Source organism: Flavobacterium sp. 28YEA47A (assembly GCF_041262125.1).
Classification (GTDB): Bacteria; Bacteroidota; Bacteroidia; order Flavobacteriales; family Flavobacteriaceae; genus Flavobacterium.
Genome location: NZ_JBGCCI010000001.1, coordinates 1 through 19640, shown reverse-complemented (window position 1 = coordinate 19640; position 19640 = coordinate 1). Strand labels below are relative to the sequence as shown.

19 protein-coding genes are annotated in these 19640 nt (G+C 37.2%); 7 read left to right on the top strand and 12 right to left on the bottom strand.

Going from position 1 to position 19640, the window contains the following annotated elements:
- From ABH942_RS00095 to mnmE, 4 genes are all read right to left on the bottom strand, one after another.
- Positions 1-750 (bottom strand): succinate dehydrogenase/fumarate reductase iron-sulfur subunit, encoded by a 750-nt coding sequence (locus ABH942_RS00095; RefSeq protein WP_370028774.1) that lies wholly within the window; start codon positions 748-750, stop codon positions 1-3.
- 17 nt (positions 751-767) lie between these two features.
- Positions 768-2684: a fumarate reductase/succinate dehydrogenase flavoprotein subunit gene (locus ABH942_RS00090; RefSeq protein ID WP_370028772.1), complete on the bottom strand. Its 1917-nt coding sequence runs from the start codon at positions 2682-2684 to the stop codon at positions 768-770.
- Positions 2685-2695: 11 nt separating this feature from the next.
- Positions 2696-3352, bottom strand: coding sequence for a succinate dehydrogenase cytochrome b subunit (locus tag ABH942_RS00085; protein ID WP_370028770.1), 657 nt, complete (start codon positions 3350-3352; stop codon positions 2696-2698).
- Between the two features lie 248 nt (positions 3353-3600).
- A complete protein-coding gene (gene mnmE / locus ABH942_RS00080; RefSeq protein ID WP_370028768.1) occupies positions 3601-5010 on the bottom strand; it encodes a tRNA uridine-5-carboxymethylaminomethyl(34) synthesis GTPase MnmE in 1410 nt (469 codons plus the stop codon).
- A gap of 142 nt (positions 5011-5152) precedes the next feature.
- Here mnmE and ABH942_RS00075 point away from each other — a divergent pair, with 142 nt between their 5' ends.
- Both ABH942_RS00075 and ABH942_RS00070 read left to right on the top strand, forming a co-directional pair.
- On the top strand, positions 5153-5992 hold the full coding sequence (locus ABH942_RS00075; protein ID WP_370028766.1) for a universal stress protein: 840 nt from the start codon (positions 5153-5155) through the stop codon (positions 5990-5992).
- Positions 5993-6026: 34 nt separating this feature from the next.
- Positions 6027-7397, top strand: a complete 1371-nt coding sequence (locus ABH942_RS00070; RefSeq protein WP_370028764.1) for an NAD-dependent succinate-semialdehyde dehydrogenase — start codon at positions 6027-6029, stop codon at positions 7395-7397.
- Between the two features lie 359 nt (positions 7398-7756).
- Here ABH942_RS00070 and ABH942_RS00065 read toward each other — a convergent pair whose 3' ends face one another.
- From ABH942_RS00065 to ABH942_RS00040, 6 genes are all read right to left on the bottom strand, one after another.
- Positions 7757-8296: a hypothetical protein gene (locus ABH942_RS00065; protein WP_370028762.1), complete on the bottom strand. Its 540-nt coding sequence runs from the start codon at positions 8294-8296 to the stop codon at positions 7757-7759.
- Positions 8297-8306: 10 nt separating this feature from the next.
- Positions 8307-9425: a DNA polymerase III subunit beta gene (dnaN, locus tag ABH942_RS00060; RefSeq protein ID WP_140001486.1), complete on the bottom strand. Its 1119-nt coding sequence runs from the start codon at positions 9423-9425 to the stop codon at positions 8307-8309.
- Positions 9426-9523: 98 nt separating this feature from the next.
- On the bottom strand, positions 9524-11188 hold the full coding sequence (gene gldG / locus ABH942_RS00055; RefSeq protein ID WP_370028759.1) for a gliding motility-associated ABC transporter substrate-binding protein GldG: 1665 nt from the start codon (positions 11186-11188) through the stop codon (positions 9524-9526).
- Positions 11188-11913, bottom strand: a complete 726-nt coding sequence (gldF, locus tag ABH942_RS00050) for a gliding motility-associated ABC transporter permease subunit GldF (protein ID WP_370028757.1) — start codon at positions 11911-11913, stop codon at positions 11188-11190. Before gldF ends, gldG begins: the two co-directional genes overlap by 1 nt.
- 238 nt (positions 11914-12151) lie before the next feature.
- Positions 12152-12448, bottom strand: a complete 297-nt coding sequence (locus ABH942_RS00045; RefSeq protein ID WP_370028755.1) for a putative quinol monooxygenase — start codon at positions 12446-12448, stop codon at positions 12152-12154.
- A gap of 85 nt (positions 12449-12533) precedes the next feature.
- Entirely contained in the window at positions 12534-13361 is an 828-nt protein-coding gene (locus tag ABH942_RS00040) for an S-adenosyl-l-methionine hydroxide adenosyltransferase family protein (RefSeq protein WP_370028753.1), read from the bottom strand.
- A 106-nt stretch (positions 13362-13467) separates the two neighbouring features.
- On the opposite strand from ABH942_RS00040, the gene ABH942_RS00035 reads away from it, so the two are divergent.
- From ABH942_RS00035 to ABH942_RS00020, 4 genes are all read left to right on the top strand, one after another.
- The gene (locus tag ABH942_RS00035; protein ID WP_140001492.1) at positions 13468-14418 is read left to right on the top strand and encodes a PhoH family protein; all 951 of its coding nucleotides are present in this window, start codon (positions 13468-13470) and stop codon (positions 14416-14418) included.
- Between the two features lie 126 nt (positions 14419-14544).
- The gene (locus ABH942_RS00030; RefSeq protein WP_370028750.1) at positions 14545-15342 is read left to right on the top strand and encodes a T9SS type A sorting domain-containing protein; all 798 of its coding nucleotides are present in this window, start codon (positions 14545-14547) and stop codon (positions 15340-15342) included.
- Positions 15343-15485: 143 nt separating this feature from the next.
- Positions 15486-16436 carry a phosphoribosylaminoimidazolesuccinocarboxamide synthase gene (locus tag ABH942_RS00025; protein WP_370028748.1) on the top strand — a complete coding sequence of 317 codons (951 nt, stop codon included), beginning with the start codon at positions 15486-15488 and terminating at the stop codon, positions 16434-16436.
- A gap of 193 nt (positions 16437-16629) precedes the next feature.
- Entirely contained in the window at positions 16630-17013 is a 384-nt protein-coding gene (locus tag ABH942_RS00020; protein WP_370028746.1) for an ankyrin repeat domain-containing protein, read from the top strand.
- 75 nt (positions 17014-17088) lie between these two features.
- Here the strand turns inward: ABH942_RS00020 and ABH942_RS00015 are convergent, their stop codons facing one another.
- Positions 17089-18180, bottom strand: coding sequence for a M42 family metallopeptidase (locus tag ABH942_RS00015; protein ID WP_370028744.1), 1092 nt, complete (start codon positions 18178-18180; stop codon positions 17089-17091).
- 81 nt (positions 18181-18261) lie between these two features.
- On the opposite strand from ABH942_RS00015, the gene ABH942_RS00010 reads away from it, so the two are divergent.
- On the top strand, positions 18262-18918 hold the full coding sequence (locus ABH942_RS00010) for a DUF4294 domain-containing protein (protein ID WP_370028742.1): 657 nt from the start codon (positions 18262-18264) through the stop codon (positions 18916-18918).
- A gap of 146 nt (positions 18919-19064) precedes the next feature.
- Here ABH942_RS00010 and ABH942_RS00005 read toward each other — a convergent pair whose 3' ends face one another.
- Positions 19065-19361, bottom strand: coding sequence for a hypothetical protein (locus tag ABH942_RS00005; RefSeq protein ID WP_370028740.1), 297 nt, complete (start codon positions 19359-19361; stop codon positions 19065-19067).
- Positions 19362-19640: the final 279 nt, after the last annotated feature.

Genomic DNA, 19640 nt, shown 5'->3' with positions numbered 1-19640 from the left:
TTATTTTTTCTTGAAAAACAAAGCTCTGTTATATTCATAATTCATTCTTGCAATATTCAAAATAGAGATACCCTGCGGACATTCGACTTCACAGGCTTCTGTATTCGAGCAGTGTCCGAAGTGTTCAGAATCCATTTGTTGTACCATATTGATGACACGTTCGCTGCGTTCTTCTTTTCCTTGCGGAAGCGTAACCATATGGGAAATTTTTGCAGATGTAAATAAAGCTGCGCTTGCATTCTTACAGGTAGCCACGCAAGCCCCGCAACCAATGCATGCTGCGGCATCAAATGCTTTTTCGGCTGTCTGATGCGTAACGGCAACGGCAGTAGCATCAGGAGCCTGACCTGTATTTATTGAAACAAATCCACCGGAAGAGATAATTCGGTCAAATGCAGACCGGTCAATCTTAAGGTCTTTTTTGACAGGAAAAGCCTCTGCCCGAAAAGGTTCTATCAAAATCGTTTCACCGTCTTTAAAGGAACGCAGGTGAAGCTGGCAGGTGGTTGTCTGCTTCAAAGGACCGTGTGCGATACCGTTGATCATCATCCCGCATTGTCCACAAATTCCCTCACGGCAATCATGGTCAAATTCTACGGGTTCATCGCCTTCAAGAATCAGTTTTTCATTCAATGTATCCAGCATTTCCAGAAATGACATATGGGGATTAAGCTCTGTAAGATCATAATTTACCAGTTTCCCTTCACTTTGACGGTCTTTCTGTCTCCATATTTTCAGGTGTAAATCCATAATTCCTATGTTTTTTCTTATTTATAACTTCTTACCGTTGGCTTTATTTCTTCAAAAATCAAGGGTTCTTTGACGAGCTCAGGTTCCTTATTTTCACCTGTCCAATTCCAGGCAGAAATAAATTGAAATTCTTCATCGTTCCGTAATGCTTCTCCATCAGGAGTTTGAAATTCTTCCCGGAAATGGGCGCCACAGGATTCATTCCGGGTTAACGCATCATAACACATCAGTTCGCCAATTTCAAAATAGTCTGCAACACGGCCAGCCTTTTCGAGCTCGCTATTCATTGCATCTCCTTGTCCCGAAACTTTTACATCTTTATAAAATTCCTGTTTTAGTTTCCTGATTTCTTGGATAGCATATTTTAATCCTTCTTCATTCCGTGCCAGACCGCAATAATCATAAAGCAATTTTCCTAAAATTTTATGGAAGTAGTCTACCGTTTTTGTCCCTTTGATATTGATGAAGTTTTCAATTTGCTGTTTCACATTCTTTTCAGCTTCTTCAAATTCTGGAGTAGTGGTAGCTATTTTTTCGGTATGAATTTCATTGGATAAATAATTTGCTATGGTATATGGAGCGATAAAATAGCCATCGACAGAAGCCTGTAATAATGAGTTGGCTCCCAGTCGATTGGCTCCGTGGTCTGCAAAATTAGCTTCTCCCAAGGCAAATAGCCCCGGAATGGTTGTCATTAATTCGTAATCTACCCAAAGCCCGCCCATCGAAAAGTGCGCAGACGGAGAGATCATCATCGGTTCCTGATACGCATCATATCCGGTAATCTTAAGATACATATCAAAAAGATTTCCATATTTCTCCTGAATCTTTTCTTTTCCCTGTTCTTTGATGGCCTTGGAAAAATCAAGATACACCGCATTTTTTAACGGACCAATCCCAAAACCGGCATCAATTCTTTCCTTCGCTGCTCTTGAAGAAATATCTCTTGGAGCTAAATTTCCAAATGCAGGGTATCTTCTTTCCAGATAATAATCCCTTTCATTTTCTGGAATATCATTCGCTTTTCTGGTTTCATTTTCATTAGAGGGAACCCATATCCGTCCGTCATTTCGTAACGATTCGGACATCAGCGTTAATTTTGATTGATAATCGCCAGACTGGGGCAGGGAAGTAGGGTGTACCTGTATCCAGCTTGGTGATGCCATTAGTGCACCTTTTTTATGTGCTCTCCAGATGGCAGAACCGTTGCATCCCATTGCCAGAGTTGATAAATAATATATTTTGCCATAGCCTCCGGTAGCCAAAACCACGGCGTGTGCGGCATGTCGTTCAATTGCTCCCGTATCCAGATTCCTGACAATGATTCCTCTTGCTTTTCCGTCAATCACAACCAGGTCGAGCATTTCATGTCTTGAAAACAGCTGGACACTTTTCTTACCAACCTGTCTCATCAAAGCCTGATAAGCACCCAATAGTAATTGCTGCCCGGTTTGTCCTCTGGCATAAAAAGTACGGCTTACCTGGACGCCACCAAAAGAGCGGTTGTTCAGATAACCGCCATATTCTCTTCCAAAGGGAACACCTTGTGCAACGGCCTGATCGATCAGGTTTAGTGAACATTCTGCCATTCGATACACATTGGCTTCCCGAGCCCTGAAATCTCCGCCCTTCAATGTGTCAACAAACATTCGGTAGACGCTGTCGCCATCGTTTTTGTAGTTTTTTGCGGCATTTACACCACCTTGTGCGGCAACAGAATGCGCCCTTCTCGGACTGTCCTGAAAACAGAATGATTTTACGTTATAACCCATTTCTCCCAATGAGGCAGCAATGGAACTTCCAGCCAGACCTGTTCCCACAACAATGACATCCAGTTTTTTTCGGTTGGCAGGATTTACAAGTTTAGCTGTTTTTTTATAGTTCTCCCATTTTTTTTCTAAAGGACCTTCGGGTATTTTTGAATTTAAAACCATACTATTTCAATTTAGCGGTAAGTGAAAAATATGTAAATAGGCATCAATGCAAATCCTATACTGATGATAACAGAATAGGCTATACCAACTCGTTGGAACCATCTTACAAACTTCGGATGGTACAATCCCAAAGTCCTGACAGCACTGTGAATTCCGTGAATCAAATGATAACATAAAGCAATCATCGAGACGGCATAAATAAGGACATACCACCATTGCTGAAAAACAGTCACTACTATAATATATAAATCTTTATTTCCATTGGCATCCAAAGGCGGATTTCCAAATTTATAGACATACCAGAAATTCTGGAAATGGATGACAAGGAAAATTAAAATCAGTGTTCCTAAAACTCCCATATTTCTTGAGTACCATTTGCTCGCCCTTCCTCGATTTTCCTTTTGGTAGTTTCCACCTGCCTTTTTGTTTTTTAAGGTAATAATCAATCCTTCGATTGCATGGAGGAGAATACTTGCATACAAAATGTACGAAACTAATTTAATAAGGATGTTTCCTGATAGAAAATGGGAATACGCATTGAATTGAAGATGTGCCTGTTCCTGTGGTAAAAACAGTTGGAGGTTTCCTAGAAAATGAATCAGGAGAAAGAAGCTCAGGAAAAGCCCTGTAAGGCACATTAGCATTTTTCGAGATAAAGTTGAAAGCATACTTTTCAGTTTAGATTACTACTAACCAGGAATTAGTATTCAAAGTCCTTCGATACCAATAAAGATAATCAATAAAAAAATAGGATTCTCAGATGTATGATTTTTTTTACGTTTGATTAATGGAATGATTAAAATGTTGATTAAATAGGAGTTGTTTTTAAGCTATCTATAAAATAAAAAACCAGTTAAATCGCTATTTTATGAGCTTTTAACTGGTTTTGTTTTGTGCTTTATGTTGTTTATACTTCCTACTTCCCGATACAAAAATTCGCAAAAATATTCCCCAACAATTCATCGTTCGTGACTTGCCCTGTAATCTCTCCAAAGTAATACAAAGCCTGTCGAATATCAATAGCCATCAAATCACTTGAAATATTAGATTGAAGCCCAAATTTTACTTTCTGTATTTCTTCCAATGCTTTTAATAACGAATCATAATGCCTTGTATTAGTCACAATGGTTTCATTATTTCGCAAAGCACCCGTATTAACAAAAGATAAAAGTTGTTCTTTTAAGGCTTCGATATTGGTGTTTTCTTTAGCAGAAATTAAAAGTATTTCAGGAATTTCTGATTTGAGATTTTGGATTTGAGATTCACTAAGCGTATCAGCCTTGTTCCCAATAATAACCAAAGGTTTTAACGGAAACTGATTTCTTATTTTTTCCACTTCAACCTTCACATTTTGCAGCTTATCAGAAATCTCAGATCTTATATCTAAAATCCCCGAGCTGTCCAAAAGATAAACAATAACCTGAGCTTGCTCTATTTTTTCAAAAGTCTTTTTGATACCGATGCTTTCTACTACATCTTTAGTCTCACGAATTCCAGCAGTATCAATAAATCGGAAGCTGATACCGTTAATGACTAGTTCATCTTCAATCGTATCGCGTGTTGTTCCGGCAATTTCTGAAACGATAGCACGTTCTTCATTCAATAAAGCATTCAGAAGCGTAGATTTCCCTACGTTCGGTTCGCCCACAATAGCGACTGGAATTCCGTTTTTGATAACATTACCCACAGCAAACGAATCAATCAGCCTTTTTAATACAAACTCGATACGTTCCAGCAAATCATAAAACTGTGTCCTATCAGCAAATTCGACATCTTCTTCGGCAAAATCCAATTCGAGTTCGATAAGAGAAGCAAAATTCAGCAGCTCTTCACGGAGTTTGGCAATTTCATTCGAAAAGCCGCCTCTCATTTGCTGCATGGCAATCTGGTGTGAAGCCTCATTTTCCGAAGCAATCAAATCGGCTACGGCTTCAGCCTGTGAAAGATCCAGTTTGCCATTGATAAAAGCCCTAAGTGTAAATTCGCCCGGTTCCGCCATTTTGCATCCTTTGCGAAGCAATAATTGGATAATCTGCTGTTGAATGTATGTGGAACCATGACAGGAGATCTCCACCACATTTTCACCTGTATAAGAATTCGGACCTTTAAAAATTGAAAGCAATACCTGGTCGTATACTTTCGTGCCATCGACAATATGTCCCAAATGGATGGTATGTGTCTTCTGTTTTAGGAGATCTTTTCCTGAAACCGACTCAAACACGGATGCAGCAATCGTCAAGGCATCTTTTCCTGAAACCCTGATAATTGCAATCGCTCCAGCTCCAGATGGAGTAGCTAAGGCAACGATAGTATCTTGTGAAACCATAATATATATTTTGTGCAAAGATAGGAGTAAAGTTGCTATGAGCAAAAAGGCAAGTTGTATGTTAAATAAAAGCAAACTTGCTTCTGGGATTTTCTTTAGGCTGTACTTTTTTGTAACTTTATATGTACAAAACAACTGAAAAATGAAACGAATCCTTTTTCCAACCGACTTTTCCGAAATTGCAGACAACGCTTTTTTATATGCGCTAAAAATGGCAGATTCACTGGAAGCAGAAATTATACTGCTTCACACTTTTGATATGCCAATTATCGATGGAGCTGAAATCCCGATTAATTTTAAAGAAATGTACGACACGCTAGAAATACAGCAGATGTCGCATTTCAAAGATTATATTCCGCATTTAAAAGAAATTGCTGCGAATAACGGAATGGGACATATCCAGATATCGCATCTGCTCAAATCAGGTGACCTGACGTATGCTATGCAAGATGTAGTGCACGAACACAATATCAGTTTGGTAGTAATGGGAACAAGCGGCGTTTCAGGTTGGTTTGATTCAATTTTTGGTTCGCAGGCCGGCGAGGCGATTACTTCACTTACTGCTCCTGTATTAAGTATTCCCATAGAAGCCAAGTACAAAAAAATCAAAACGATTGCTTTTACTAATCTGTATAGAGAAAAGGATTTTGAAGCCTTAGAGCGTCTGGTCGAAATTGCATTGAAATTTGACGCTACGATAAAAAGCCTGTACGTCAAAAAATCATTTACGTCACTTTCTGACGAAGATATAAAAGCATGGGAAGAAAGATGCAGTGCATGGCCGGTTCAGTTTTTTGTTGTTCCTCATGACGATGTTAAGGAAACGATTCAAGACTTTATCAATAACCAGCATATTGACCTGTTGACCATGCTCACAGAAAAAAGAGGATTCTGGGAAGATCTTTTTACATCCAGTCTTACCCAAAAAATCTCTTATAAGATTGATATCCCGATGTTGGCGCTTCACGAAAACGGCTTCTAAAGAACAGACTCTATACTCCTAAAATATTTTAAAAATGGCTATTAAGACAATTAATCCCTATAACAATAAAGAAATCAAATCCTTTGAAGAGTTTTCCATAGAAACGGTGGAGAAGAAAATTGCTCAGGCGGATATGACCTATCAGAAATGGAAAAGCGTTGCCATAAAACAACGGGCGGAACTTCTGATGAAGGTTGCTTCTCTCTACAGAAAAAGAAAAGAAGAATTGGCAAAATTGATTACGCTTGAAATGGGAAAACTGATTGCCCAAAGCGAAGCCGAAGTCGAAATGTGTGCTTCGGTTTATGAATATTATGCGAAAAATGCCGCCGATTTTTTAGAAGACAAACCTATTGAAATAAAAGACGGAAAAGCCTTTGTCCGTTACACACCAATAGGAATTATACTTGCTGTTGAACCTTGGAATTATCCATATAATCAGGTAGCAAGAGTTGCCGCGCCAAATATTATGGCGGGCAATGTAATCATGGTTAAGCATGCCTCAAACGTACCTCAATGTGCCGCTGCTATCGAAGAAATTTTTAAGGAAGCAGGAGCGGATGAAGGAATTTATACAAATTTATTCCTGTCCAGTTCAAGAATTGCTAAGTTGGCAGAAGACCCAAGAATTGTAGGACTGTCTCTTACCGGAAGTGAAAAGGCGGGAGCGAGTTTAGCAGAAGCTGCCGGAAAAAATTTGAAAAAATCAGTTTTGGAATTGGGCGGTAGCGACCCGTTTATCATCCTGGAAGATGCCGATATAGAAAAAGCGGTTAAAAGTGCTGTAAAAGGACGCTTCGGTAATATGGGACAAGCCTGTACTTCCTCAAAAAGGATTATAGCTGTTGGTAAAATTGCAGATGAATTTCTTGAAAAATTCAAAGAAAAAATCACCGGACTAAAAGTAGGCGATCCGATGGAAAGAGATACAGAAGTTGGCCCGTTAAGTAGCGAAGATGCTGCACAAAAAATCGAAAAACAAGTAAATGATACCGTAAAGTCAGGAGCGAAAATTGTATTAGGAGGCAAAAGAATCATTAGAGAAGGTGCCTTTTATGAACCGACTATACTAACAGATATCAAACCTGGAATGGTTGCCTATCATGAAGAGATTTTTGGACCTGTAGCCTCATTCTATAAAGTAAAAGACGAAAAAGAGGCAATAGCCCTTGCAAATGATTCTACGTTTGGTCTGGGCGGTTCTGTTTTCAGCGAAAATATTGAAAGAGCCGTCGAAGTAGCGAGCCAGATCGAAACAGGAATGATTTTTATAAACGAACATGTGGCATCACGTCCGGATCTGCCTTTCGGCGGAACGAAACGATCCGGTTATGGACGGGAACTTTCGGAATTGGGAATTGAAGAGTTTGTGAATAAGAAATTGATTCGGATTAGTAATAAATAAAGTTGCTAAGGTACTAAGGTTCTGAGGTGCTAAGTTTATGTATTTTGTATGTAAGAGAGTAAGTCATTGAAAGCGAATTTATTTGATGCAAAATTCCACATTAATCATTTACCACTATCAACTATAGAGGTACTAAGGTACTGAGGCTCTAAGGTGCTAAGTTTATGTATTTTGTATGTAAGAGAGTAAGTCATTGAAAGTAAACTTTTGTAATTTTTTTATTTAGTGCAAAAACTTCATATTAGCCACTTACAACTATCGACTAACCATTATCAACTAACCATTACCAACTATCAACTATAAAAAAAGCCGTAGCTCAAAGAGACTACGGCATTTTGGTATAAAGGGTTGGTTATAGCTTATTCAGTACTGCTCAAGTCAGTAAATAATCCGTTATACTTTCCGCTGAATGTTTGCCCGTCTGCTCGGGTAAATAGGAAAGTCAGGTCGATTTTGTTTTCCGTTACAGAATTAATCGTAACTGTTTTTTCAGTAGCAGTAAGTCCCGCTTCTGAACTTTTTAGTAAAAAGGTACCATCAACATACGTATAATTCTCATTATCTGTATTCTTCACATAAGCACCACCGGTTTGTATAGAATAATTAGAAATATCGGTTATAGTTCCGGCTTCCAGATTTACACCGTTGAAATCAAAATAAACCCTGCTGATGTTTGATACTGCAGTAGAATCGTTCAGATTTACATTGGAAAGCACGATAGAAATCGGACTTGGAGTTTCATCCACGATATTCTCATCCGTAACAAAAGAGTTATTCAATACGTGAAATGCGCCATTAAAAGTAAAACCATTTTCGCCCAGTTTTCTACCATCGTCGTTTGAACAAGACAGTAACAGAAATACAGCCAGGAAAGGAAATATTTTGATGATAGAGCGCATGGAAAAAGTTTTAATTATTAAGCATTACGGGCATAACAAGCATCGTAACTGTCTCACCATCTTCAAGTCCGTCAACAGGAGTCAGAATACCTGCTCTGTTTGGTAATGACATTTCCAGCATGATTTCGTCTGATTGAAGATTGGTCAACATTTCAGTTAAGAAACGAGAGTTAAATCCAATCTGCATATCATCTCCTTGATAATCGCATGTCAAACGTTCTTCTGCCTTGTTTGAGTAATCAATATCTTCAGCAGAAATATTCAATTCAGCTCCGGCAATTTTTAAACGGATCTGGTGAGTTGTCTTATTTGAGAAAATAGCAACACGACGAACCGAACTTTGGAATTGCGAACGGTCAATCATTAGCTTGTTTGGATTTTCTTTTGGAATTACGGCCTCATAATTCGGATATTTCCCGTCAATCAATCGGCAGGTCAAAACGTAGTTGTCAAAAGAAAACGTAGCGTTTGAGTCGTTGTATTCAATCTTAACTTCAGCCTCAGAAGTTCCTAGTATATTCTTTAAAATAGTCAAAGGTTTCTTTGGCATGATAAAATCAGCTACCTGAGATGCTTTTACGTCTGTTCTGGCATATTTTACCAGTTTGTGAGCATCAGTAGCTACGAACGTAAGTCCTTCCGGTGAGAATTGGAAAAATACTCCAGACATTACCGGACGCAAATCGTCGTTTCCAGCAGCAAAAATAGTTTTGCTTACAGCAGTAGCCAAAACTCCGGCAGGAACTATAGTTGAAGACGGATCATCAAGATTTACAGATTTCGGGAATTCTTCGCCTGGTGCGTATGCCAATGCATATTTACCAGAATTAGAACTGATTTCAATAGTACTGTTTTCCTCTACAGTAAAAGTAAGCGGTTGCTCCGGGAAAGTCTTTAAGATTTCCAAAAGCAGTTTTGCAGGAACAGCAACGCTTCCGGTACTTGTAGAATCAATTTCTAAAGTAGCAGACATTGTGGTTTCCAAATCGGATGCAGAAACGGTCAATTGTTTGTTATCCAATTCAAAAAGGAAATTATCCAGAATTGGCAAAGTATTGCTGCTATTGATAACGCTTCCTAAAACCTGCAGTTGTTTTAATAAGTAGGAACTCGATACTATAAACTTCATTTTCGTCTTTTATTTAATAAGGATTGTAAAACTACAAATATTTTACATTGCACAAATATATCTTAAACTAATTCTAAAACAAAACCAATTTATTAACATTATTTGCTATAAGCCCGCTTTCTAAGATAGGTAAACACCAATCCGAAAATAGCGAGAATGAGGATTGGTAATCCAACAGTTAGGAATTGGGTATAGGTATAATTCTCAGAAACTTTTTTCTCATTCAACAATGGAAGCTCTACATTTTTACCTCTAATGTTGATAAGTCCTGTATCGTCTAGCAAGTAGTTCATAGAATTCATCAGGAAATCTTTATTGCCATATACCTGCTGTGTCCATTGATCGATTCCGTTCTGCAAAGGCTTTTTATTGACATACATATAATTGATAATATCACCATCAGCAATCACAATCATCTTGTTGTCTTTTCCTTCGTCAGTTGCCTGATTTGCTTTAAAAGGCTTGACACGGTTTTTAAAAGCAGAGGTAAATTTTCCTTCTAACAATACGCCTAAGGTTTGATTTCCTTTGGTATATTCAGCTTCATTCAGCTGGTCCATAAATTGGTGCAGGCTAATTTCTACTGGAGTTCCCACAACTTTAGATTGAGGCGAACTTTTAAGAAGTATTGTTTTTTTGATATTGTTTTTCAGAGTATCGATCTGATTGGCAAACTCCAACTTAACCAGATTAACATTTTTATTAATCGGATGGTTTTCTCCCGATTTTACGATTGGTGAATACAGCCAGTCGATAGGGAAGTCACCTTTTTCAGAACGCGCCGTAATTGGTGTCGACAGTAAATCCTCTACAAGATTATAATTGATACGGATACCATATTTAAAGAACATATCATCAAGATTCAGTTCTCTTGGAAAAGCCATAGTTGACTGCGATTCATTCTGAAGATTGTCAATGTCGGCAACTACCTTATCGATAAGCCAAAGCGTTTTACCGCCATTCATGACATATTGGTCAAGAATATACTTTTCAGAATCGCTAAAAGCTTCAGTAGGCTTAGCAATGATTGCCGCGTCAAAATGAGCCAGATTCTGCATGACTTTGTTCGGATCATTGGAAAGCGAATCCAGATTGAACTCTCCAATCATGTAATATTCTTTTAAATTAAGAACAAAATCAGCCAGATATTTGTCATTAAGTTCACCGTTCCCTTTCAATACGGCAATCTTTTTCTTTTCAGTAACGGCCAGTTTTGTAAGCGCATCAGCAAATGCAAATTCAAGCAATTGAACAGACTTGCTGATATTTTCATCGGCGTTGTTTCCAAAATTATTAACCAATAAAGGAACACGAACCGATTTGGTACCATAATTTGCAATAGCCCACGGAAAAACCTGTATCATGGATTTTTTTCCGTTTTTATTGCTTTGAATATTAGTAGGTGTAAACCCAAGCCCTGCCAATTCCGATACAAATTGCTCAGCCTTAGAGTCATCAGCTAATGGGTCCGTAAAATTAAAAATGATGTTGGAGTTATAAGCCCTGAATTCCTCAAGCATCTGTCTGGTTTCTCCTTCGAGACGTTTGAATTCAGGTGGAAACTGTCCATCAAGAAATACATCAATATAAAGTGGCTTGTCGACCTTTTTGATCATGTCAAGCGTACTCTTCGACAAGGTATAACGTTTATCTTTCGTAAGGTCGAAACGCTTAAAAAAGAAATTTCCGGCAATATTTACTGCAATCAGGACAAGGATAATGATGCCGAGCTGCTTCAGGCTTTTTTTCTTAGTGGCTTTCATTAGGATTTTAAAGATTTAAGATTAAAAGCTGTAAGAGATAAAAACAATACCGTAATACTTATAAAATAAAGAATGTCTCGCGTATCCAAAACACCACGGCTCATGCTTTTGAAATGATAGTCCATACCAAACGATGAAACGATAAGGTCGAATCCTTCTGCATAGGTTGAAATACCGTCAAAACCAAAGTAAAACACAAAGCACAAAAGCACGGATAAGATAAATGCGACAATTTGGTTTTCAGAAAGCGTCGAAGTAAAAATTCCGATAGCAGTATAGGATGCAATCAGGAACAGCAATCCAAAATATGAACCTAATGTACTTCCAAAATCTAAATTTCCTTCAGGATTTCCAAGATTGGAAATAACCATTACATATATAAGGGTAGGAATGATAGCTATTACAATCAATAGGAAAGCTCCAAAAAACTTACCGTTAATGATTTCCCAGATACCCAATGGTTTTGTAAAAAGCAATTCAATCGTTCCTTGTTTTTTCTCATCCGAAAAACTTCGCATCGTTACTGCCGGAATAAGAAAAATCAAAATCCAGGGAGCTAATGTGAAAAACGGACTCAAATCAGCAAATCCGGAATTTGGGATATTAAAATCGCCTTCAAAAACCCAAAGGAAAAGTCCGTTGAGCAGCAAAAAGATAGCAATTACCAAATAACCAATCGGCGAACCGAAAAAGGATTTGATTTCTCGTAGTAAAATTGATTTCATCTAATAGTTTATAGTTGATAGTGTTTAGTGGATAGTTGATTTCTGATTTCTGATTTCTGATTTCTGATTTCTGATTTCTGATTTCTGATTTCTGATTTCTGATTTCTGATTTCTGAATCTTTGATAACGGGGCAAGTTACACCAAAAATCTAAAATCTAAAATCATAACTCCAAAATTCTAAAATCCAAATAAAGATCTAAAATCTAAAATTTTAAATCATAAATCATAGATCCCAAATCATTCAAGCGATGCCAGCTTATCCACACTCCAGGCCTCAGGCTTGTCATTAAATAATTTTTTGGTAAACGTCCAGATGTTATCAAAAAGTGCCGATTTCCTATAGTTTTCTAAATCTTCTTCGGTTTCCCAATAACTATAGGTAAAAAAAATACTCTTGTTGTTTTTGTCCTGGTATAATTCTAGAAAACGATTTCCGGGAGCATTTCGTATTTTTTCCTTCATTAATTCGAAATTTTCTAAAAAAGCAGGAATGTTTTCTTCGTGGAAAGACAATTTTACAATTCGTACAAACATAGTATATATAATAGGTGATTTTAGATTTATGATTTGTGATTTCTGATTTGTCTATCGCGTAAGGCCTATTGCCTGCTGCATAAAGCTAAATAAAATTAATACTGACAAAATCACGGTACTTTAAACCCAATAAACTCGAAGCGCCACCCACAGAATTAGGGTTGCTGCGGTATATCGCAATTTCCAAAAACCCTGCCTCATTAAAAATAGCCAATTCTTTTCCTTCGTAAAACTTGATTGAATTCTGTTCAAAATTAACAATCGAAGAATAATTCGGTAGAATAGTTCGTAACTTATAATTCTTAAAGCTGACTTCGTATTTTCTTCCTTTTCCAACTTTCGTAAAAAGCTGCTTGGAAATATTGGTGACCACATTGCCAAAATGATCAATATAGATAGCATAGCCTTTTATCGAACTGTTATCTTGACTGACCACAGCTTGTAGTTCTGTGACTTCTTTTATTTTAGTAATCTCTTTCCCAATAACATTTAGCAATCCGCCTCTTGAAAGATGGCAGGCTACGGTTACAAAAACGTCCATAGCCGTAGCATTGATGCCCAGTCGGTCGTGTATATTGATCGAAACAATTTTCTGTGGAATTATTTTTTGTATCAGAAGGCTCAGTATACCATTGTCAGCACAGATAAAGTACTGGTCGTTCCACAGCATTGCAATATGCTGCGTTTCGGGATGCAGTTCAGAATCTACACCTATAATATGTACAGTACCTTTTGGAAAGCTCGGATAGGAAGAGCCAATCATATAACTGGCCTCAGAAACATTAAACAAGTCAATTTCATGTGAGATGTCCACAATCCTGGCTTCAGGATATTCAGAATAAATTTTACCCTTTAAAGAACCGACAAAGTGGTCTTTGTATCCAAAATCGGTCGTGAGGGTAATTATTGACATAAAATTGTTTATAACATTAACGCCAGTGCGCCTAAATTTTTATTAAATTTGAGATATGCAAAGCTAACAAAATAGCCAGATAATTTTTAATTTAATACTATAGCTTTTGAACGAAAGAACCATCGAATTAGTAGATATTGCTCCAAAAGATTTTTGGGGCGCTCAAGACTCTCATCTTGAAACTATTAGGAAATACTACCCTAAATTAAAAATTGTTGCCAGAGGAACTACAATTAAAGCTTTTGGAGAAAAAGAAGTTTTAGACGAGTTCGAAAATCGCTTCCAGCGTCTGATGCTCCATTTCTCACGATATAACAATATTGATGATAATGTTATTGAAAGAGTTATCGAAGGTGGCGTCCAACAGATTGAAAGAATGGGCGACCATGATAAAATTCTTGTACACGGCGTTGGCGGAAAGATTATCAAGGCAATGACACCAAATCAGCAGCTGCTTGTTGATAACGTAAACAAAAATGATATGGTTTTTGCCGTAGGCCCTGCCGGAACAGGAAAAACCTATACGGGTGTGGCAATGGCTGTAAAAGCATTAAAAGAGAAACAGGTCAAAAGGATTATCCTTACACGTCCGGCAGTAGAAGCTGGTGAAAATCTGGGATTCCTTCCGGGTGATATGAAAGAAAAACTGGATCCGTATATGCAGCCTTTGTATGATGCGCTTCGCGATATGCTGCCAAACGAAAAACTGGAAGACTATATCACAAAAGGAATCATACAAATTGCACCTTTGGCGTTCATGCGTGGGCGTACGCTCGACAATGCATTCGTCATTCTCGATGAAGCTCAGAATACGACACATTCTCAAATGAAAATGTTCCTGACACGTATGGGGAAAAATGCCAAATTCATGATTACGGGCGATCCTGGTCAGGTTGATTTGCCAAGAAGGACAATTTCCGGATTAAAAGAAGCCTTATTGATTTTAAAAGATGTAGACGGAATCGGTATTATTTATCTTGATGATAAAGATATTGTTCGCCACAGATTAGTTAAGAAAGTAATTGATGCTTATAAAAAGATAGAGAACCACGACTAATATATAATTGTGGTATTTTAACAAAAAATAAAAGCAATACGCAAATAAGTGTATTGCTTTTTTGTTTTTTATTATGGTAAAGCATAATTTGTTACATTTGATTCATAATATTTAAACCCTCATATTATGAAAAAAATTACTTTATTACTTTTTATGTTTTTTCTGGGAGCGCTGGCTTCTTATGCGCAGTACTCCTGCGCAAATGCGGTTCCCATAACGAATGGATTTACACAATCTAATATTGTGACGCCGGGTCTTGGAAATGGAAGTCCCGGAAATTGGGTGACTTCGGCACCCGATTGCCAGGGTACTGGAGGTTATAGCAGTACGCTAAATTTTAATACCACTTGTTTTGATGACGTATTTATCTCTCAAGGCGATGATTATTTATTTAAATACACATCTGGCCCGGTTGCAGGAGAAACAGCCTATTTTGAAATTTTAATCAAAACCAGATATATGGGATTGATGGCTTTTTCAGATTGTAATGGAACTGTGATTTCAGGATGCCTGTCAGGAGCCTACTCAGGATCATTCAATACTCCTACAGGAACCTTATCGGTTACAGTGTCCAATCTTGCAGCCAACCAGACCATTTATTTTGGTGTCGGAATTTGGGCAGATCCTAAAGTTTTAAATTTTGACGTGGCTAATTTTACGGTAACGCCTCCAGCATTAGGAGTTGGAGACTTGTCTGAGGAAAAAATAAAACTATTTCCTAACCCTGTTGCCGATATGCTAAACATATCAGGTCTAAAAGAAGATTCCAATATTGCTATTTATAATATGCTGGGGCAAGAAGTTGTTAAACAAAGCAAATTAGATAAAGAACAAGTTGATGTTTCAGGCCTTGCACCGGGTACCTATTTAGTGAAGATAAATACAGAAGCTACAACCAAGACCTACAAAATTGTAAAAAACTAGGCTGGTAGTTTTAAAAAAAGACAATAAAAAAAGTATGGCTCGAAAGTACCAATCACAGGTATTATTTCGAGCCTTTTCTTTTGTGTATCTCTGCCAAACGAATTACTTTTGCATCTTTACAAACAACACAACAACCACAAAAAATGAACAATACCATAACTGCTACCAGTTTTAATTTCCCGGGGCAAAAATCAGTCTACAGAGGAAAAGTACGTGAAGTATATAATATTAATGACGAGCTTTTGATAATGATTGCTACCGACAGACTTTCGGCTTTTGACGTAGTATTGCCAAAAGGAATTCCATACAAAGGACAAATCTTAAACCAGATCGCAACCCGATTTATGGAAATGACCTCACATCTTGTACCAAACTGGTTGATTGCATCACCAGATCCAAACGTAGCAATAGGCCATCTTTGTGAACCGTTTAAAGTTGAAATGGTTATTCGTGGTTACTTGTCTGGTCATGCTGCGAGAGAATATGCAGCAGGCAAAAGAGAAATCTGCGGAGTTGCAATGCCTGATGGTATGAAAGAAAATGATAAATTCCCGGAACCTATTATCACACCAACAACCAAAGCTGATAATGGAGAGCACGATGAGGATATTTCCAGAGAAGCAATTTTAGAAAATGGGATTGTATCACAGGAAGATTATGAAGTATTAGAAAATTATACAAAGGTCCTTTATAATATAGGTACACAGATAGCAGCCGATAGAGGTTTGATTCTGGTTGATACAAAATATGAGTTTGGAAAAACGAAGGAAGGAAAAATTGTACTGATTGATGAAATCAATACACCGGATTCTTCAAGATATTTTTATAAAGAAGGCTACGAAGAAAGACAGGGGAGAGGCGAATCACAAAAACAACTATCGAAAGAATTCGTAAGGCAATGGCTTATCGCAAACGGATTTCAAGGCAAGGAAGGACAGCAGATTCCGGAAATGACAGACGAATACGTTGAATCGGTTTCAGAAAGATATATTGAACTTTATGAAAATATTTTAGGAGAGAAATTTTTTAAAGCCGATATATCCAATATTGATGAACGTATCGAAAAAAATGTACTCGATTTTTTGAATAAATAATCTAACAAAATCATAATTCTCTGATAACCACGCTTTGCGTGGTTTTTTTGTTCTTTGTAGTGTGAAAAACAATTTGATATAAGCCGTGATATGTTAAAGTTATGTTAGAATGAGAAAATACTGTAACAAAAGAAAAAATTGGTCGTCTACTATTTAACAATCAAATCAAAAAATAATTTAAAACACAATCATCATGAAAAAATCAATCGTTTATTTAGGAATTGCATTACTTGCATTTGGAAATGTTGCTATCGCAGCTAACACTAATTCCCTAACAGAAAACACTGTTGTAAAAGCTAAAAACGTAAGCCCTTTATGTCTGGCTATCGCTAAAGGTGATGTTGAAACTGTAAAAAGAATGATAGAGTTCGGTACAGATATCAACGCTACTTCAAACGGAATGACTCCATTAATGTTTGCAGCACGTTACAATAAGGTAGAAATTGTGAAACTACTTTTGGAAAGTGGAGCGAAAGTAAACACAAAAGATGAAAAAGGATTTACAGCATTAAAACATGCTGAACTGTCTAATGCTACAGAAGCTGCTGAAGTTATAAAAGCTCATAAAAAAGCATAAGAAATCATCAATCAAAATAAAGTCCCGTTATCTCATCAATAACGGGACTTTTTGTTTCATGTAATATATAAGGTATTATTTACCGAAGTAGGTAAACGTTTCTTCGTTTTTAATTTTAAGCAAAGATTCATAAATAAGTTTTATTACATTTTCTACGTCATCGCGGTGAACCATTTCTACAGTGGTATGCATATAACGAAGTGGCAAGGAAATTAATGCTGAAGCAACACCGCCATTACTGTATGCAAAAGCATCCGTATCAGTTCCGGTAACTCTTGAAGAAGCTAATCTTTGGAATGGGATTTTCTTTTCTTCAGCCGTATCCAGAATTAATTCTCTAAGATTGTTTTGAACAGCTGGAGCATAAGTCACAACGGGCCCTTTTCCTATTTGAGTGTCACCTTCAATTTTTTTATCAATCATTGGTGTTGTCGAATCATGGCAAACGTCAGTAACAATAGCAACATTAGGTCTGATTGTTTTGGTAATCATTTCTGCGCCACGCAAACCTACTTCTTCCTGGACAGAATTAGTAATATACAATCCGAAAGGAAGTTTCTTTTTGTTTTCATGAAGCAGTCGTGCTACTTCAGCAATCATAAAGCCGCCAATTCGATTGTCAATGGCTCGGCAAACAAATTTGTTTTCATTCAATACCATGAAATCATCAGGATAGGTAATAACACAGCCAACATGAACGCCAAGTTTTTCAACCTCTTCTTTTGTTTCGCAGCCACAGTCAATGAAAATATTGTCGATTCTTGCGCCTTCTTCTTTCCCGCGATTTCGGGTATGGATTGCCGGCCAGCCAAAAACACCTTTCACAATTCCTTTTTTGGTATGAATATTGACGCGTTTTGAAGGAGCGATCATGTGATCAGAACCACCATTCCGAATTACATAAATTAAACCGTTATCAGTAATATAATTAACATACCATGAAATTTCATCAGCATGCCCTTCGATAACGACCTTATAGTCTGCTTCAGGATTGATGATTCCAACAGCTGTTCCATAGGTATCCGTAATAAAAGTATCAACGTATGGTTTTAGATAGTCCATCCAAATTTTTTGACCGCTGGATTCATATCCGGTAGGCGATGCATTATTAAGGTAGTTTTCCAGAAAGTCAAGTGAAGACTTCTTAAGTATAGATTTTGATGCCATATTATTATTTTTTGCTAAATTATAAATTTGAAATTACAGTTATCCATATATTATATAATTTTACACAACAAATCAAACTTAATGAAAGCTATAAACTATTTCTTTTTCCTGTTTCTTTTATCAAATGCGTTGCATGCGCAGGTTGATAAAAATGATGAGTACTTAAACGAGCCTGATACAATTAAAGTTGTACAGCTTGATGAAGTACTTATATTAAAAGGAGAGATTGATGAAGAAAGCAAAAAGAACTTCCTGATTTTGCAAAGAAGAGTGCAAAGGGTGTATCCTTTTGCAAAAGCAGCAGCCGACAGATTGGTTGCGCTGGAAAAGGGGATGGCCAAATTAAAGACTGAGAAAGAAAAGAAGAAGTACTTTAAGATTGTAGAGAAATATCTTGAAGATGAATTTGAAGGACAACTCAAGAAATTGTCAAGAAGAGACGGGCAAATTTTGGTAAAGCTTATCCATAGGCAAACAGGTTCGACAACTTTTGATCTTATTAAGGAGCAAAAAAGCGGATGGAAAGCTTTTTGGGCCAATAAGACCGCCCGTGTTTTTAGCATAAATTTAAAAACACAATACAATCCTTATAATGTACCAGAGGATTTTCTAATTGAAACTATATTGGTTAGAGCTTTTGAAGAAGGTAGGCTCCCAAAACAAAACCCAGGTATCAGTATTAATTATCAGGAATTAGCCAAATCATGGAATGAGAAAGTAGCGAAGTCTAAAACATAATAAGATTTTTACATCCAAAATAGAAGAGGGCAGCTGTTTAAAGCGGCCTTTTTTATTGCTCCTTGGTTGAATTCACCCTGATTTTGTCTGTATACCTATATATAGGTAGATAAATTTACTTGGTTTTCTAGGAGAAATAGCACGCTTTACAATTCACTTCCTTTATTTTTTGAGGGTTTATGCTTTGTGCTTGCAAAGGGATCAAAAAAGCGATTTTGCAGAGTTCTGTTTACCAGAGTGTTGCGAAAAAGTTTAAAAAAAGTTAGGATAAAGTTTGCGAAAGCGGAAAAAGGTGCTACTTTTGCACCCGCAATAAAGGCGAAGTTCATAGGTAAATACTGACAGTAAGCGGATTTAGGAAGGGGATAAAAATTTCCAAAAATAAATTTGCAGGAATCAAAAAAGGTTTTTACTTTTGCACCCGCAATCAGGGCGACGTTCATATAGAAAATGCATACCAGCTTAGGGGAAAAAAATTTTTCGGAAAAGCTTGTGGGAAACGGAAAAGGGTCATATCTTTGCCGTCCGCAAAAAACGGTAACGGGCTTTTAAAAAGAAGAAAATTTTTTTTCAAAAAAAGCTTGCAGGATTCGAAAAGAGTGTTACCTTTGCAGCCGCTTCGAGAGAGGCGGAAACATACAGAAGAACACGTTCATAGACATATTGGATTGACAGCAAATTAAAGAATTAGAGAGCAAGGCGGATCGAAGAGATCTGCGCAC

Bases quoted from the DNA above. Each gene is read 5' to 3' on its own strand.
- ABH942_RS00085 (WP_370028770.1), bottom strand. From the start codon at position 3,352: ATGCTTTCAACTTTATCTCGAAAAATGCTAATGTGCCTTACAGGGCTT.
- ABH942_RS00045 (WP_370028755.1), bottom strand. From the start codon at position 12,448: ATGTTTGTACGAATTGTAAAATTGTCTTTCCACGAAGAAAACATTCCT.
- ABH942_RS00005 (WP_370028740.1), bottom strand. From the start codon at position 19,361: ATGAACGTCGCCCTGATTGCGGGTGCAAAAGTAAAAACCTTTTTTGAT.
- gldG (WP_370028759.1), bottom strand. From the start codon at position 11,188: ATGAAAGCCACTAAGAAAAAAAGCCTGAAGCAGCTCGGCATCATTATC.
- ABH942_RS00070 (WP_370028764.1), top strand. From the start codon at position 6,027: ATGGCTATTAAGACAATTAATCCCTATAACAATAAAGAAATCAAATCC.
- ABH942_RS00025 (WP_370028748.1), top strand. From the start codon at position 15,486: ATGAACAATACCATAACTGCTACCAGTTTTAATTTCCCGGGGCAAAAA.
- ABH942_RS00015 (WP_370028744.1), bottom strand. From the start codon at position 18,180: ATGGCATCAAAATCTATACTTAAGAAGTCTTCACTTGACTTTCTGGAA.
- ABH942_RS00095 (WP_370028774.1), bottom strand. From the start codon at position 750: ATGGATTTACACCTGAAAATATGGAGACAGAAAGACCGTCAAAGTGAA.
- ABH942_RS00020 (WP_370028746.1), top strand. From the start codon at position 16,630: ATGAAAAAATCAATCGTTTATTTAGGAATTGCATTACTTGCATTTGGA.
- ABH942_RS00010 (WP_370028742.1), top strand. From the start codon at position 18,262: ATGAAAGCTATAAACTATTTCTTTTTCCTGTTTCTTTTATCAAATGCG.
- ABH942_RS00040 (WP_370028753.1), bottom strand. From the start codon at position 13,361: ATGTCAATAATTACCCTCACGACCGATTTTGGATACAAAGACCACTTT.
- ABH942_RS00090 (WP_370028772.1), bottom strand. From the start codon at position 2,684: ATGGTTTTAAATTCAAAAATACCCGAAGGTCCTTTAGAAAAAAAATGG.
- dnaN (WP_140001486.1), bottom strand. From the start codon at position 9,425: ATGAAGTTTATAGTATCGAGTTCCTACTTATTAAAACAACTGCAGGTT.
- gldF (WP_370028757.1), bottom strand. From the start codon at position 11,913: ATGAAATCAATTTTACTACGAGAAATCAAATCCTTTTTCGGTTCGCCG.
- mnmE (WP_370028768.1), bottom strand. From the start codon at position 5,010: ATGGTTTCACAAGATACTATCGTTGCCTTAGCTACTCCATCTGGAGCT.
- ABH942_RS00030 (WP_370028750.1), top strand. From the start codon at position 14,545: ATGAAAAAAATTACTTTATTACTTTTTATGTTTTTTCTGGGAGCGCTG.
- ABH942_RS00075 (WP_370028766.1), top strand. From the start codon at position 5,153: ATGAAACGAATCCTTTTTCCAACCGACTTTTCCGAAATTGCAGACAAC.
- ABH942_RS00065 (WP_370028762.1), bottom strand. From the start codon at position 8,296: ATGCGCTCTATCATCAAAATATTTCCTTTCCTGGCTGTATTTCTGTTA.